Annotated in this window: 17 protein-coding genes; 13 read left to right on the top strand and 4 right to left on the bottom strand. The window is 61.3% G+C overall.

Going from position 1 to position 15,507, the window contains the following annotated elements; all coding sequences use genetic code 11:
• Window positions 1-459 precede the first annotated feature (459 nt).
• Entirely contained in the window at window positions 460-2,400 is a 1,941-nt protein-coding gene (locus MOV61_RS21290) for a M23 family metallopeptidase (protein ID WP_247137992.1), read from the top strand.
• 121 nt (window positions 2,401-2,521) lie between these two features.
• On the opposite strand, the gene MOV61_RS21285 is transcribed toward MOV61_RS21290, so the two are convergent.
• Window positions 2,522-3,079 carry an HNH endonuclease gene (locus tag MOV61_RS21285; protein ID WP_007767848.1) on the bottom strand — a complete coding sequence of 186 codons (558 nt, stop codon included), beginning with the start codon at window positions 3,077-3,079 and terminating at the stop codon, window positions 2,522-2,524.
• A 101-nt stretch (window positions 3,080-3,180) separates the two neighbouring features.
• Window positions 3,181-3,852, bottom strand: a complete 672-nt coding sequence (locus tag MOV61_RS21280; protein WP_157885186.1) for a DNA-3-methyladenine glycosylase — start codon at window positions 3,850-3,852, stop codon at window positions 3,181-3,183.
• An 18-nt stretch (window positions 3,853-3,870) separates the two neighbouring features.
• Between MOV61_RS21280 and gluQRS the strand changes: the two genes are divergently transcribed.
• Complete coding sequence (gene gluQRS / locus MOV61_RS21275; protein WP_247137991.1) at window positions 3,871-4,767, top strand: tRNA glutamyl-Q(34) synthetase GluQRS; 897 nt, start codon at window positions 3,871-3,873, stop codon at window positions 4,765-4,767.
• Here the strand turns inward: gluQRS and MOV61_RS21270 are convergent.
• A complete protein-coding gene (locus MOV61_RS21270) occupies window positions 4,696-5,676 on the bottom strand; it encodes a YhjD/YihY/BrkB family envelope integrity protein (RefSeq protein WP_051899853.1) in 981 nt (326 codons plus the stop codon). The two genes, gluQRS and MOV61_RS21270, sit on opposite strands and share 72 nt — an antisense overlap.
• Window positions 5,677-5,746: 70 nt before the next feature.
• On the opposite strand from MOV61_RS21270, the gene MOV61_RS21265 reads away from it, so the two are divergent.
• From MOV61_RS21265 to MOV61_RS21235, 7 genes are all read left to right on the top strand, one after another.
• A complete protein-coding gene (locus MOV61_RS21265; protein WP_247137990.1) occupies window positions 5,747-6,580 on the top strand; it encodes an SDR family oxidoreductase in 834 nt (277 codons plus the stop codon).
• Window positions 6,581-6,597: 17 nt separating this feature from the next.
• Complete coding sequence (locus MOV61_RS21260; protein WP_247137989.1) at window positions 6,598-6,801, top strand: twin transmembrane helix small protein; 204 nt, start codon at window positions 6,598-6,600, stop codon at window positions 6,799-6,801.
• Between the two features lie 15 nt (window positions 6,802-6,816).
• Window positions 6,817-7,389, top strand: coding sequence for a cob(I)yrinic acid a,c-diamide adenosyltransferase (locus tag MOV61_RS21255; RefSeq protein WP_247137988.1), 573 nt, complete (start codon window positions 6,817-6,819; stop codon window positions 7,387-7,389).
• A 25-nt stretch (window positions 7,390-7,414) separates the two neighbouring features.
• Window positions 7,415-8,161: a rhomboid family intramembrane serine protease gene (locus tag MOV61_RS21250; protein WP_247137987.1), complete on the top strand. Its 747-nt coding sequence runs from the start codon at window positions 7,415-7,417 to the stop codon at window positions 8,159-8,161.
• 139 nt (window positions 8,162-8,300) lie between these two features.
• Window positions 8,301-9,047 carry an electron transfer flavoprotein subunit beta/FixA family protein gene (locus MOV61_RS21245; RefSeq protein ID WP_247137986.1) on the top strand — a complete coding sequence of 249 codons (747 nt, stop codon included), beginning with the start codon at window positions 8,301-8,303 and terminating at the stop codon, window positions 9,045-9,047.
• A gap of 19 nt (window positions 9,048-9,066) precedes the next feature.
• Complete coding sequence (locus tag MOV61_RS21240; RefSeq protein ID WP_247137985.1) at window positions 9,067-9,996, top strand: electron transfer flavoprotein subunit alpha/FixB family protein; 930 nt, start codon at window positions 9,067-9,069, stop codon at window positions 9,994-9,996.
• Window positions 9,997-10,142: 146 nt separating this feature from the next.
• Complete coding sequence (locus tag MOV61_RS21235; protein WP_247035153.1) at window positions 10,143-11,024, top strand: 3-hydroxybutyryl-CoA dehydrogenase; 882 nt, start codon at window positions 10,143-10,145, stop codon at window positions 11,022-11,024.
• A 6-nt stretch (window positions 11,025-11,030) separates the two neighbouring features.
• Here MOV61_RS21235 and tlpA read toward each other — a convergent pair whose 3' ends face one another.
• A complete protein-coding gene (gene tlpA / locus MOV61_RS21230; protein WP_038546307.1) occupies window positions 11,031-11,699 on the bottom strand; it encodes a thiol:disulfide interchange protein TlpA in 669 nt (222 codons plus the stop codon).
• A gap of 23 nt (window positions 11,700-11,722) precedes the next feature.
• On the opposite strand from tlpA, the gene argH reads away from it, so the two are divergent.
• The 4 genes from argH to MOV61_RS21210 form a co-directional block, all read left to right on the top strand.
• Complete coding sequence (gene argH, locus MOV61_RS21225; RefSeq protein ID WP_038546309.1) at window positions 11,723-13,126, top strand: argininosuccinate lyase; 1,404 nt, start codon at window positions 11,723-11,725, stop codon at window positions 13,124-13,126.
• A 103-nt stretch (window positions 13,127-13,229) separates the two neighbouring features.
• Window positions 13,230-13,436 (top strand): LPS translocon maturation chaperone LptM, encoded by a 207-nt coding sequence (gene lptM, locus MOV61_RS21220; RefSeq protein WP_247137984.1) that lies wholly within the window; start codon window positions 13,230-13,232, stop codon window positions 13,434-13,436.
• Window positions 13,437-13,452: 16 nt separating this feature from the next.
• On the top strand, window positions 13,453-14,721 hold the full coding sequence (gene lysA, locus MOV61_RS21215) for a diaminopimelate decarboxylase (protein WP_247137983.1): 1,269 nt from the start codon (window positions 13,453-13,455) through the stop codon (window positions 14,719-14,721).
• Window positions 14,722-14,856: 135 nt separating this feature from the next.
• A partial coding sequence (locus tag MOV61_RS21210) for a DUF4175 family protein (RefSeq protein ID WP_247137982.1) occupies window positions 14,857-15,507 on the top strand: 651 nt, incomplete at its 3' end.

Raw genomic sequence — 15,507 nt, 5'->3', positions numbered from 1 at the left:
TGCGCCAATCAATCAGTGATTTCTGTAGAACGAAAGTCGTCGTCGCCAGCAGCGCCGCCGCCCTCGTTCAGTGAGCGGGTTATAGATCCCACCACACTTTGAAGTCAACAGCATTGATTCAGAAATCTTGAGAAAAATGCCAACCTAATGATTTAAAAGATGAATTTCGGAAAAACTCTTCGAATTTCCGTTTTCCGGCGACTTTTGACCCCTTGAAGCATGTATAAACAGCGCCCTTTCGGCCCTCGCCCCAAAACCGCCCCGACAAATTCACAATCTCATGGTTACCACAGGGCCAGTAGGGAATCGAAAAGCGCATGTCAGGCGAATGTACGCGTTTGCACCGTCGCCGATTTGACTCTCTATGTTGAAAGGGGCACATGTTTGGCCCAAGGTCCCGCAGGCAGTATAAAAGCTGCCTACGGCAATAACGAGTATCAGGGACTGGCTTTAATTGGCATGATGACGGCCCGCAGCATGATCCGCTCGCTCGGCAACGAACCGCCGATCCTCGCCGACGGCCGTCGCGCTCCGGATCGACGTGAGATTTCGTTGCGTTGGCTGTCCGGCACCTTCCTGACCGGCATTACCTCTTCCATTCTGATGGGCGTTGCTTTGTTTGCCGCCCTCGACGGCCGGCAGCAGCTTGCCATCCCTGCCGAAGCCTCCGCCGCCATCCCGACAAGCGATGCTGATGCAGCGTCACGCGGCAAGCGGTTGCTCGGCGGCAATATCGTCGCCATGCCGACCGACCGGAAGGTGATGGAAGTCTCGACGGTCGTGCACGAGGGCAATAAGGAAGTCGTCCGCCGCAAGCCGTTCGCGCATGTGAAGATGAACCTTGCCGCAAACCACGTGGCGCAGGAAGATTACCCGAACTTCGATCCGATGACGATCTTCTCCTCAAGCGAGACTCCGCCGCCGCCTGCAGCGCGTGCCGGCGTCATCTACGGGTCGAACGTCGAATCCGAGGTCAGTCTCCAGACCGTGGCCTTCCCCATCAAGGGCAGCATGTATGCCTTCGCGCCGGCGATGACGCTGGAGGAGGTCGAGGAGAACGTCCGTTCCAACGGCTCGGTGCTCACCGACGGCGGTGGCCAGCTTTCCGCTCTCTATTATGTCGACCCGCAGCGCTTCTCCTCAAAGGATGACGGCGGCGGTCTCGATATCACCGCCGGCCTTTCGGCCCGCGTCGTCGAGGAAAACATCTCGGTTTCAACACCTGAGGCGATCAACTCCCATACCCGCGAATATGCCGACGACATCATTCCGGTGCGCAAGGTCGAAACGGTCAGCCAGGCGATGGCCGAGGTCGGCTATCCGGAAGGCAAGGCGCGGGAAATTTCCGGCTACCTGCAATCCCGCCTCGGCGAAGCCAATCTTTCCGTCGGCGACGTGCTGCGCATCGGGGTTATTCAGGAAGGCGACATGGTTCTGGTCGTGCGCGCCAGCCTCTACCGGCGCGGCGATCACCGGGTAACGGTCGCCCTCGACGACCACGGCCGCTTCGTGGATGGCCAGGAGCCGCCGATGTTGGACGCGGTCGCCTCGGCCTTCAGCGAACAGCCCGCACAGGTCGTCGCCGGCCGCGAACTGCCGCGCGTCTACGACGGCATCTACCGGGCAGCCCTTTCCTACGGCATGAGCAAGGAAATGACGGGGACGCTGGTGAAATTGCTTGCCAGCAACGTCGACCTGCAGGCCCAGCTAAAGCCGACGGACAAGATCGAGGCCTTCTTCTCGGTCGCCGACGAAAAGGGTCAGGCCAACAAGGATTCCGAACTGCTTTACGTCAACGCTCGCTTTGGCGACACAACGAGCCGTTTCTACCGCTTTCAGAATTCGGACGACAATTCGGTCGATTATTTCGACGAGGACGGCAAGAGCATCCGCCAGTTCCTGCTGCGCAACCCGCTTCCGAACGGCCGCATGACCTCCGGTTTCGGCATGCGCGGCCATCCGATTCTCGGGAAAGCCCTCATGCATACCGGCACCGACTGGGCAGCCCCGCGCGGCACGCCGATCATCGCTACCGGCAACGGCGTCGTCGAAAAGGCCGGCTGGGACTCCGGCGGCTACGGCAACCAGACCCTCATCCGCCACGCCAATGGCTATGTCTCCTCCTATAATCACCAGAGCGCGATCGCGCCGGGGGTTCGCGAAGGCGCCAAGATCACCCAGGGCCAGGTCATCGGTTACGTCGGCTCCACCGGCCAGTCGACCGGCACCCACCTTCATTACGAATTGATCGTCAACGGTACCAAGGTCGATGCGATGAAAGTCCGCCTGCCCGGCGGCAATTCGCTGAATGGCAAGGCGCTCGCCCGGTTCGAAGAAGAACGCAAGCGGATCGATACGCTGCTCAACACCCAGTCGCCCGACGAAGTCGCCAGCCGGTAGCGAATTTGCCACCCGCTGAACTTCAAAACGCAGCACGCCCTCACTGATCAGGTCGATTTCTCGCGCAGGCTGCCCCGGATCGACCTTCATCCGCTCTAATACCGGCTCGATCCGCTCCGTCTTACGGCTGCAGCTCCGTATCCCAGTAGAGATAGTCCATCCAGCTTTCGTGCAGATAGTTCGGCGGGAATAGCCGACCGTTATTATGCAGATCCTGCACCGTCGGCTGGTAGGGCTTCTGGTGCGGGAACATGGCGGCCTGTTTCGGCAGCTTGCTGCCTTTCCTCAGATTGCAGGGTGAACAGGCGGCCACGACATTCTCCCAGGTGGTCTCGCCGCCATGAGCGCGCGGGATGACGTGGTCGAAGGTCAGGTCGTCGTGTTCTCCGCAATACTGGCACTCGAACCGGTCGCGCAGGAAGACGTTGAATCGGGTGAACGCCGGATTGCGGGTCGGCTGGACATAGGTCTTGAGGCTGACGACGCTCGGCAGCTTCATCGAGAAGCTCGGCGAGCAGACCGAGTGATCGTATTCCGCGATGATGTTCACACGGTCAAGAAAAACCGCCTTGATCGCGTCCTGCCAGGACCAAAGCGACAAGGGATAATAACTCAGCGGCCGGTAGTCAGCGTTCAGGACGAGCGCCGGCAGGGCCTGCGGGGAGACTGCAATCGTCAAATGACGCTCCTACCCGATTCGGCATCTGTATATTCTATATTAGGTCCGTTGTTACAGGATTGTGAAGCCCAATAAATGCAGTGGGATACTCGGACGCGGCTTCAGGCCAAAGGTGTGACATCCCGACGCATTTTTGCCGCGTAATAGGCCCAGAAAAGCCGCGCGGCGACGGACCTCCACGGCCCCCAGGCTTTAGCCATCACCGCCAGATTTTTGGCGGACGGCCGCGTTTCGAGCCCGAATGCGTGGGCGACCGCAGCCTGCAGCGCCACGTCGCCGGCCGGGAAGATATCCGCATGTCCGCCACAGAACATCAGGTAGACCTCCGCCGTCCACGGACCGATTCCCGGCAGCGTGGTCATCTGCCGGATCGCCTCGTCCGTTTCCAGCGCGCAAACGGAAGCGAGATCGAAATGCCCTTCCGAAATTGCCGTGGACAAATGATGAAGCGTCGCCGCCTTTGCCCGTGAGAGGCCGAACGTGGCGATGATAGTGGGATCCAAGGCCCGATACCCTTCGGCGGTAACCGGGCCGGCCGCCGTTATCCTCCGCCAGATCGCCTCGGCACTCGCCCTCGACACCATCTGCGATACGACGATCGACGCAAGGCCGGAAAAGCCCGGCTCGTTCAGCCTGAGCGGCACCGGGCCGGAAGCCTCGACGATATCAGCAAGCCTTGGATCGAGCGTCACCAACGCCTCGAGCCCCGCCTGAATGTCGGAATGATCGCGGATGATCGCCACCGCCTGCCTCCCCACTGGTTGCCTCCCCATGGCCGTTTTTCAAAAAGCATGGCAGAAGAAATCATGCCCGCTCCGCCTCCAGATAAACCGGTCTATCGTTTCGCGCCAAGCCCGAACGGATTTCTGCATCTCGGCCATGCGCTGTCGGCGCTGCTCAACTACGACATGGCGGAAGCAATGGGCGGCTATTTCCTGCTGCGCATCGAGGATATCGATCTTGCGCGCTGCACGCCGGAGTTCGAGCAGGCGATTTATCGCGATCTCGCCTGGCTGGGGCTTCGATGGGAAGAGCCGGTGCGGCGGCAATCCGAACATTTCGACGCCTACCATGCGGCGCTCGACCGATTGACCGAGATGGATCTCGTCTATCCGGCCTTCCTGACCCGCGGCGAGGTAAAAGCCAGGGTCGCCGCCTACGAGGCGGACGGGAAGAGCTGGCCGCGCGATCCGGATGGTTCGCCGCTTTATCCCGACGAAGACAGATATCGCAGCGAGACCGAGCGGAGAAGGTTGATCGCAGAGGGTGTCCGGCATGCCTTTCGCCTCGACGTGGGAAAGGCACTTGGCCTCATCAAAGCGCCGCTGAACTGGACGGAGAGCGGCGACGGAGCGCGCGGCGAGATCCCCGCCGATCCGTCGGTCTGGGGCGATGTGGTCCTGTCCCGTTCGGATGCGCCGTCGAGCTACCATCTGTCGGTGACGGTGGACGATGCGGCGCAGGGCATCACCCATGTGGTGCGCGGGCTCGATCTCTTCGAAGCGACGGCCGTGCACCGCCTGCTGCAAGAACTGCTGGAACTGCCGCAGCCGGCCTATCATCACCACCGGCTGATCATGGGGCCAGATGGCAGGAAGCTGTCGAAAAGCGAGGGCTCAACCGGGCTCGCGGCGCTTCGCGACCAGGGCCTCTCGGGCGGCGATATTCGCCGCTTCGTCGGCCTCTGAGCGGATTTTCTCTCGCTCGCGATGCGCCTTCCGGCGGCGCGAGAAGACCGAATAGATCTTGTATTTCATCAGTGCGGCATTGAACTCAGCGCCGAGCATGAAGATGACGCCTACCATATAAAGGAAGATCAGCACGATCATGATCGACGCCAGACCGGCATAGGTGGCGGTATAATTGGCGAAGGTCGACAGATAGGCGGCAAAGCCGAGCCCGAAACAGGTCCAGACGACGATCGTCAACGTCACGCCGGGAATGATGTCGATCAGCCGGCGGTGGCCGGCCGGCAGCCACTTGTGGGAAGCGAGCAGGCCGATCAGCAATAATAGGGCGGTGCCATAGAGCCCCCAGTTTGCCGCCGTCGTGAGGTCGCTGATCAGCCACGGAAAATAAAAGCGGGTCTCGGCAAAACGCAGCGCCACGGGAACGGCAAGCAGCAGAATGCTGAGGACCGCAAAGATCACCACCAGGATGACAACATAACCGAGGCTCGCCAGGCGCGTCACATACCAGGGCCGGGTCTCCGTGACGCGATAGGCTCGGTTGAGCGAAATGCGCAGGGCTTCGACGCCATTCGAGGCGAAGTAGGCAGCCGCCAGCACCGAGATCGTCAAAAGGCCGCCGCGCGGGATTTCGAGGACCCGCTGCAGCTCGGAGGCGATGGGCTGCGCGATATCCGCCGGCCAAGTATCGAAGAGCAGGTGGACAGTCGTCTGCGAGAAGTCGCCAGCCCCCAGAAAGCCCGCAAGCGCCGTGCCGAAGATCAGGAACGGAAACAGCGCCAGAAGGCCGGAAAGCGCGACATGGCTCGCCATCGCCCAGCCATCGTCATCCGAGAAATGCCAATAGGCGTCCCAAAGCACCCTGAAGGCGAGGCGATACCACCGGACGGGGCGGTTTTCTTCGGGCAATTGCAACTCCGTTGTGACGTGGTGGGAAATATGGGAGGAACTCTTTCGATTGTACAGGGAGCCTCACCGAATGGCCGAAAATAGAACGATCATCGTTACCGGCTGTTCCTCCGGCATCGGCGCCCATTGCGCGCGTGCCCTGAAGGCCGATGGCTGGCGGGTCTTTGCAACGGTGCGCAGGCAAGCCGATCTCGCAACCCTCGAGGCGGGCGGCATCGAAGCCCTTTTGATGGATTACACCAAGCCGGATACGATCGCCGCCCTGGTCGCAACAGTGCTCGAGCGCACCGGCGGACGACTCGATGCGCTATTCAACAACGGCGCCTACGGCCAGGCGGGTGCGGTGGAGGATTTGGCGACCGATGTGCTGCGCGAGCAGTTCGAGACCAATTTCTTCGGTTGGCACGAGCTGACGCGGCGGGTCATCCCGGTCATGCGGGCTCAGGGTTATGGCCGGATCGTCAACTGTTCGTCGATACTGGGCCTGCTGCCCTATCGTTATCGCGGCGCCTACACAGCCTCGAAATACGCCCTCGAAGGGCTGACAGTGACCATGCGCATGGAACTCGAAGGCAGCGGCATCGGAGTAAGCCTCATCGAGCCCGGACCGATCACCTCTCGCTTCACCGCCAACGCGCTCGCCAAGATCCGCGAGCATGTCGATCTCGAAGGTTCGCTCCATGCGGAGCAGTATCGGCGGCAGCTCAGGCGCCTCGAGGGCGGGGGGCAGGCCAACCGCCATAAACTTGGGCCCGAAGCCGTCTATGACGTCTTGACGCATGCCTTGACCGCACCTCGTCCGAGGCCACATTATCTGGTAACAACGCCCGCCAAACAGGGCGCTTTCCTGAAAAGAATACTCCCGGCCGTGCTCTTCTATAAATTGATGCGCCGGCTGGATTGAAAGGCAGCAATCCGACAATGTCCACTTTCACAACCGTCCTTGCCCTGATCGTCATGGGCCTCGTCGTGCTCGTCCTGATCCGCGGGCTGTTCAACATGTTGAAGGGCACCGATCCCAACAAATCCAACAAGCTGATGCAACTGCGTATTCTCTTGCAGGCGGTTGCAATCGTCCTCATCATGCTCACTCTCTGGATTACGGGCGGCGGTCGCCCGACCTGATTCTGATGATGGCGGATGGTAAAGCTCAACAAGATCTACACGCGCACCGGCGATAACGGCACCACGGCGCTGGTCTCGGGTCCGCGCCGCGACAAGCACGACCTGCGCGTCGAAGCCTATGGCACGGTCGACGAGACCAATTCGACGATCGGGCTGGCGCGCCTGCACACGTCAGACATGGCCGAACTCGATGCCATGCTCTTCCGAATCCAGAACGACCTCTTCGACCTCGGTGCCGATCTTGCCACGCCGGATACCGGCGAGAAGCTGGACTACGAACCGCTTCGGATCGTCGAAGCCCAGGCGACGCGGCTGGAAACGGAGATCGATGCGCTGAACGCCCATCTCGACCCGTTGACCTCCTTCGTGCTGCCGGGCGGATCGCCCGCCGCCGCTCATCTTCATATTGCCCGCACCGTGTCGCGCCGTGCCGAACGGCTGATGGTCGAGCTGTCCCGAAGCGAGACCGTCGGCGTCGCGGCGCTGAAATATATCAACCGGCTTTCCGATTTTCTGTTCGTTGCGGCGCGTTTTGCCAATGACGGAGGCAAAGCCGATATACTCTGGGTTCCTGGCAAGAACCGGTAACCGCAACGGCGCAGGAGCCAACAGCATGTTCATCCCGCTGCACGATGCCGTCGAACTCAAGTACATCCGCGTGCAATATGTCACGATCAGCATCATCGCCCTCAATGTGCTGATATGGCTTTTCACCAATTTTTCCGCGCCTGAAGTGGCCGAACGCGCCTCGCTTGGGCTCGGCTTCATTCCGGCGGTGATCTTCAATTACGCGACGCTCGATCCGTCGCTGGTGATCGTGCCGGACGACCTGACCTTCGTCACCTATGCCTTTCTGCACATGGATTTCTGGCATCTCGCCTCGAACATGCTGTTCCTCTGGGTGTTCGGCGACAATGTCGAGGATGCGCTGGGGCATGTGAAATTCCTGATCTTCTACCTCGCCTGCGCAGCGGCGGGCGCCGCTCTCCACGGTTTCGTGGCATCGAGTTCGGAAGGGCCGCTGATCGGCGCATCCGGTGCGATTTCCGGCGTCGTTGCCGCCTATTTCCTGTTGCATCCACGCGTGCGGGTCTGGGTGCTGGTTCTCTTCCGTATCCCGCTGCCGCTGCCGGCCTTCATTCCCTTGGCGCTCTGGATCGTCCAGCAGTTCGCCATGCTGGCGCTCGATCTCGACGGCATGGTCTCCTGGGGTGCGCATGTGGGCGGTATCATTACCGGGGCCGTGCTGGTGCTGTTCATGCGCCGCAAGGGCGTGCCGCTGTTCGACCGCGACATCGTCACCCCGAAAGCCGTCGAGCGAAAACCAGGCGCTCCGCAGATCGCCGCGGTAACCGAATAGGACTATGAGAAAACGGCAATGCCTGGAGGCAAATCCGCGTTGTAATCGCGCGAAAAATGCGTATCCATGTCGCCAACTGACAAATGAGGAAGCAGCAAATGTCGCAATTTGCGGCTGGAGATAGTCAAGGAAGGACCCCATGAAGATCCTGGTGCCAGTCAAGCGCGTAGTCGATTACAACGTCAAGATCCGGGTAAAGCCGGACGGTACGGGTGTCGAGCTCGCCAATGTGAAGATGTCGATGAACCCCTTCGACGAAATCTCCGTCGAGGAGGCTCTGCGTCTGAAGGAAGCTGGCAAGTGCGAGGAAGTGGTGGTCGTGTCGATCGGCCCGGCCAAGGCCGAAGAGACCCTGCGCACGGCACTCGCCATGGGCGCCGACCGGGCGATCCTGGTCGAGACCGACGACCTGGTCGAGCCGCTTGCCGTGGCCAAGATACTGAAAGGCATCGTCGATGCCGAACAGCCGGGCCTGATCATCGTCGGCAAACAGGCGATCGATGACGATTCGAACCAGACCGGCCAGATGCTGGCAGCCCTGCTCGGCTCCGCCCAGGCGACCTTCGCCTCGAAGATCGAGCTCGCGGACGGTTCCGCCAAGGTCACCCGCGAAGTCGATGGCGGCCTGCAGACGATCGAAGTCAAGCTTCCGGCCGTCGTTACCACCGACCTTCGCCTCAACGAACCGCGTTACGCTTCACTGCCGAACATCATGAAGGCCAAGAAGAAGCCGCTCGACAAGAAGACTCCGTCAGATTTCGGCGTCGACACCGCGCCGCGCCTGAAGGTCCTGAAGACGGAAGAACCGGGCGGCCGCAAGGCGGGCATCAAGGTGAAGACGGTCGAGGAACTGGTTGGCGCCTTGAAGACCGCCGGCGTTCTGTAAGGAAAGGGAGAACATCAACATGGCCATTCTTCTTCTGGCAGAACACGACAACGCGACCCTCAACGACCAGACCGCCAAGGCGCTCTCGGCCGCCTCCAAGATCGGCGGTGACGTGCACGTGCTGGTCGCCGGTTCCGGCGCCAAAGCCGCTGCCGATGCCGCTGCAAAACTTGCCGGCGTTTCCAAGGTCCTGCTCGCCGACAGCGCCGACTACGCCAACAACCTCGCAGAACCGCTTTCGGCTCTGATCGTTTCGCTGGCCGGTTCCTACGACACGATCATCGCCGCTGCGACGGCATCCGCCAAGAACGTCATGCCGCGCGTCGCAGCCCTGCTCGACGTCATGCAGGTCTCGGAGATCGTCGAGGTCGTTTCGGCCGACACGTTCAAGCGGCCGATCTATGCCGGCAACGCTATCCAGACCGTCCAGTCGACCGACGCCAAGAAGGTCATCACGGTGCGCACCGCCTCCTTTCAGGCGGCTGGCGACGGCGGTTCCGCCTCGGTCGAAAACATTTCGGCTGCAGCCAATCCAGGCGTTTCGAGCTTCGTCTCGGATGCTCTTTCGTCTTCCGAACGTCCGGAACTGACGTCTGCCAAAATCATCATCTCCGGCGGTCGTGCGCTCGGCTCGTCGGAAAAGTTCAAGGAAGTCATCCTGCCGGTCGCCGATAAGCTCGGTGCAGCCGTCGGCGCATCGCGTGCCGCGGTCGACGCGGGTTACGCCCCCAACGACTGGCAGGTCGGCCAGACCGGCAAAGTGGTCGCACCGGCGCTCTATATCGCCGTCGGCATTTCCGGTGCCATCCAGCATCTCGCCGGCATGAAGGATTCGAAGGTCATCGTCGCCATCAACAAGGACGAGGAAGCCCCGATCTTCCAGGTCGCCGACTACGGCATCGTCGGCGATCTCTTCGAGATCCTGCCTCAGCTTGAAAAGGCGCTTTGAGCCTTTGTTCATTTCGCAAGCGCGAAAAATGCTGGCAAAACGACAAGCAGCAGAATAACAATCTGCCGGACTGCATACATGCAGTCCGGCATTTCTATGAAATAGGCGTACGCTTGAGATGGCGTAAACGCCCAGGGAGCGAAACCATGGGTTTGGTCATAAAAAGCATCGGCATCATCGGAGCAGGCCAGATGGGCTGCGGTATTGCGCATGTTTCGGCTCTCGCCGGATACAAGGTGCAGATGTACGATGTGTCCAAGGACCGGATCGAAGCAGCGCTCGCAACCATCAACGGCAATCTTGCCCGCCAGGTCTCCAACGGCAAACTCGGCGATGACGAGCGGAAAGCGGCCCTTGCGCTGATTTCCGGCTCTTCAGACCTCAACGATCTCGCGCCGATGGACCTGGTGATCGAGGCCGCGACGGAAGACGAAAGCGTCAAGCGCAAGATCTACGCGCAAGTCTGTCCGGTCCTCAAACCCGAAGCCCTGCTCGCAACCAACACCTCGTCGCTTTCCATTACCCGCCTTGCTTCCGCCACCGACCGTCCGGAGCGCTTCATGGGTATACATTTCATGAACCCGGTGCCAGTGATGAAGCTCGTGGAACTGGTGCGCGGCATCGCCACCGACGAGCCGACCTTCCGGGCCGCCAAGGACTATGTCGTCGCGCTTGAAAAGACTGCGACGGTCGCCGAGGATTTTCCGGCCTTCATCGTCAACCGCATCCTGCTGCCGATGATCAACGAAGCGATCTACACGCTTTATGAAGGCGTCGGCTCGGTCGAGGCGATCGACACCGCCATGAAGCTTGGCGCCAATCATCCGATGGGCCCGCTGCAGCTCGCCGATTTCATCGGCCTCGATACCTGCCTGTCGATCATGCAGGTCCTGCACGACGGCTTGGCGGACAGCAAATACCGCCCCTGCCCGCTTCTGGTAAAATATGTCGAAGCCGGCTGGCTGGGCCGCAAAGCCGGCCGCGGATTCTACGATTATCGCGGCGAAGTGCCGGTACCGACGCGTTGATCTTTCTTACAACCCCTTCGCCGCCGTGATCAGCGCCTTGGCATCCGGGCTGTCCCAGGCGGCCGGCCCGTTCATCGCCGAGATCAGGCAGCCTTTCTTGTCCATCACCAAGGTTACCGGCAGGCCGAAGGCGAGGCCTTCCTTCTTCAACGAATTGAAGACGCCCATCGAACTGTCGCGGTAATAACCGAGCGTATCGACGCCATATTCGGCGAGGAAAGCCTTGGGCTTTTCGTCGCTGCCGGTATCGATATTGACCGCCACGACCTCGAAGTCCTTAGCCCCCATGCCTTTCTGCAGCGCATTCAGCGCCGGCATCTCTTCCCGGCATGGGCCGCACCAGGTGGCCCAGAGATTGAGCAACACGGTCTTGCCGGCGAAATCGGCGGTCTTGAGGTCCCGGCCGTCCGGTCCCTTGAAGGCGAGGTCGAGCGGCCTCGGCGGCTGGGCGGCAACCATGGCGGCGACCTGGCCCTTGGAGAATTGCGAAACCGACTTCACCGTCTCGACAGCGCCCGCGCAGGCGCCGGAGGATTGGGCGGAGAGCCCGGTCTCGCCATTGCCAGACCCCACATTCGTCACGTATACCGCCACGGCACCGGCAAGTATTCCCGCAACGGCGGCAATCACGATCAATCTGGCGGACGGAAGGCCGAAAGGTCTTTTGGTCGTCATCAATTACTCCAGGACTAGACATCATGGCTGACGGCACGAAGGACGCAGTATCCTCCAACCAGATGTGGGGCGGACGCTTCGCTTCAGGGCCGGACGCGATCATGGAGGAGATAAATGCCTCGATCGGTTTCGACAAGAAGCTGTTCGCTCAGGATATCCGCGGCTCAATAGCGCATGCGACGATGCTCGCGGAAAAGGGCATTATTTCGGGCGAAGATAAAGACAAGATCGTCTCCGGCCTGAACACAATCATGTCAGAGATCGAAACCGGCAAGTTCGAATTTTCTAGGCAGCTCGAAGACATCCACATGAACATCGAGGCGCGGCTGGCAGTGCTGATCGGCCCCGCCGCCGGACGCCTGCACACCGCCCGCTCGCGCAACGACCAGGTGGCGCTCGACTTCCGCCTCTGGGTCAAGGAAGAGCTCGTCAAGACGGAAGCGATGCTGACCCGCCTGATAGCAGCCTTTCTCGACCGCGCCGAGGAACACGCCGACACGGTCATGCCCGGCTTCACCCATCTCCAGACCGCCCAGCCGGTCACCTTCGGCCATCACTGCATGGCCTATGTAGAAATGTTCGGCCGTGACCGCGCCCGCGTGCGGCACGCGATCGACCATCTCGACGAAAGCCCGATCGGCGCCGCCGCACTCGCCGGCACGCCCTATCCGATCGACCGCCACATGACGGCCAAGGCCCTCGGCTTTCGCGAGCCGACCCGCAACTCGATCGATACCGTGTCCGACCGCGATTTCGCGCTTGAATTTTTGTCGGTCGCCGCGATCTGCGCCGTTCACCTGTCGCGCCTCGCCGAAGAAATCGTCATCTGGTCGACGCCGCAATTCGGCTTCGTGCGCCTGTCGGACGCATTCTCGACCGGCTCCTCGATCATGCCCCAAAAGAAGAACCCGGATGCCGCCGAACTGGTGCGCGCCAAGACCGGCCGCATCAACGGTTCGCTGGTAGCGCTGCTGACCGTCATGAAGGGCCTGCCGCTCGCCTATTCCAAGGACATGCAGGAAGACAAGGAACAGGTCTTTGATTGCGCCGAGAACCTGGAACTGGCGATCGCCGCGATGACCGGCATGATGCGCGACATGACGATCCGTGCCGACAAGATGCGTGCCGCCGCCGGCGCTGGATATTCGACTGCGACGGACCTTGCCGACTGGCTGGTGCGTGAAGTCGGCCTTCCCTTCCGCGACGCCCATCACGTGACCGGCCGCGCCGTGGCGCTTGCCGAAGAGAAAGGCTGTGACCTTTCCGAACTATCGCTGGAAGAACTGCAGTCGATCAATCCTGATATCACCGACAAGGTCTTCAACGTCCTCTCCGTGGATGCCTCGGTCGCCAGTCGCACCAGCTTCGGCGGCACCGCGCCTGCTGAAGTGCGCAAACAGATCGCCTGGTGGCGCGGTCGGAATTGACGTCAGCCGGAACGAACGCTGAGAAGTGATGCCGGATAGTGACTGCACAAGCGCGCGGAACTTCGCTATGAAAGTTCCGCATCCGTGCCGGAGAAGGAATAGAATGTCGAAGTCCCTGGTAAAAATCGCCCGCATCGCCTTTGTGCTGAGCCTCGCCGGCATCGTTGTCGTCGGCTGCGGCCGCAAGGGCAGCCTCGACCGCCCGAGCACGCCGGTGGAGCAGCAGAACATCCGCAAGAGCGGCAAACCGGATAAACAGAAAACCGAGCCGGTTGCCGACCGGCCTTTCCTGCTCGACCCGCTCCTGTAATTTTCCGAGTTTTACCGTGAATCATTTTCATTACATCGACGGCGTGCTGCACGCCGAGAACGTGCCGATCCCGGAAATCGCCAAGGCGGTCGGAACCCCCTTCTACGTCTATTCGACGGCCACCCTGGAACGTCACTACAAGGTTTTCGCCAAGGCGTTCTCCGATGTGGACGCGATGGTCTGTTATGCCATGAAGGCGAATTCCAACCAGGCGGTGCTGAAAACGCTCGGCCGGCTCGGCGCCGGCGTCGATGTCGTCTCCGGCGGAGAGCTGCGTCGCGCGCTTGCAGCCGGCATTCCGGCAAACCGGATCATGTTTTCCGGCGTCGGCAAGACGGTGCAGGAAATGGATCTGGCGCTGCAAGCCGGCATCTACTGTTTCAATGTCGAATCCGAGCCTGAGCTGGAAGTCCTGAACCTGCGCGCCCTGAAAGCTGGAAAGCGGGCGCATGTCTCCTTCCGCATCAACCCGGATGTCGATGCAGGCACCCATGCCAAGATCTCGACCGGCAAGAAGGAAAACAAGTTCGGCATCGCTTACGAGCGCGCCCGCGCGGTTTACGCACACGCAGCGACGCTTGGCGGCATCGACATCACCGGCATCGACATGCATATCGGCAGCCAGATAACCGAACTGCAGCCCTTCGATCACGCTTTCCGGCTGTTGCGCGAACTGGTCGAGACGCTTCGCACCGACGGCCACCGCATCGACCACGTCGATATCGGCGGCGGCCTTGGCATTCCCTATCGCGAGGACAACAACCCTCCGCCGCTTCCCGATGCCTATGCGGAAACGGTGAAGCGCCAGCTGCGGTCGCTGGAGTGCAAGATCGTCACCGAGCCCGGCCGGCTGATCGTCGGCAATGCCGGCATCCTGGTCACCGAAGTCATCTACGTGAAGGACGGCGGCGAAAAGTCCTTCGTAATCGTCGACGGAGCGATGAACGACCTGATCCGTCCGACGCTCTATGACGCCTACCACATGATCCGTCCGGTCGTCGTGCCCGCCGCCGATGCGCCGCGCATCAAGGGCGACGTCGTCGGTCCGGTCTGCGAAACCGGCGACTATCTGGCGCTTGACCGCGAGATGGCGGAACCCAAGCCCGGCGACCTGATCGCCGTCTCCTCAGCCGGCGCTTATGGCGCCGTGCAGGCAGGAACATACAACACCCGGCTGCTGGTGCCGGAGGTTCTGGTGAAGGGATCGGAGTTCCATGTGGTGCGGCCGCGCGGCAGCTACGAAGTACTCATCGGCCTCGACTCCGTGCCCGCATGGCTTGCGTGAACATTTAACGCGCCGTTCACTTTTACGGGAAAGCTTGGAAAATATGGGGGCGGATTGCCCCCTGCCCTCGTCTTCGCCACAAACATCGTTATCTTGGAAGCTTGATTTGCGCCGCCACGACTGGAGACGGATCGCATGAGCTTCATCCGCAAAGGTGCCTTCGAATTGCATCCCGTGCTTGCGCGTCGCGTCGCACTGAAACGGTCCTTCGCACGGATCGTGTTGTTTTTCGAACGGATTTTGCCGCTGCTGCTCGCGCCCCTCGGGATTGCGGCGCTTTTCCTGTCGGTGGCCTGGTTCGGGATTTTCCGGATCGCGCCGGACTGGGTGCGCTGGGTCTTGGTCGGCGGCTTCGCCTTTGCCTTCGTGTATGCTCTGCTGCCGTTAAGCCGCCTGCGTTGGCCGGCGGTGGCTGATGCCGACCGGCTTCTGGAAGTCCGCAACAACCTACCCCACCAGCCGGTCGGCGTGCAGGACGACCAGCCGGCTTTCGAAACGCCCTTCTCCCGTGCCCTGTGGAAAGAACATCAGATCCGCATGGCCGAGCGTATCGCAGCGCTCGATGCCGGCCTGCCGCAGCCCGATATCGCCCGGCACGACCGGTTCGCGCTGCGCGCCATTCCTGCTCTCGTCTTCGTCGTCGCGCTCGGTTATTCCTTCTCGAACGGCGGCGGTTCTCCCGCCGATGCCTTCCGACCCGCACCGCCGGCGCCGAGCATCAATCCGGACCTGCGCATCGACGCCTGGCTGACGCCGCCCTCCTATACCGGCCGTGCGCCGGTGTTC

Source organism: Neorhizobium sp. BETTINA12A (assembly GCF_023006485.1).
Lineage (GTDB): Bacteria > Pseudomonadota > Alphaproteobacteria > Rhizobiales > Rhizobiaceae > Neorhizobium.
The sequence above is the reverse complement of the archived record's forward strand: the minus strand, read 5'-3'. Positions and strand labels throughout refer to the sequence as shown.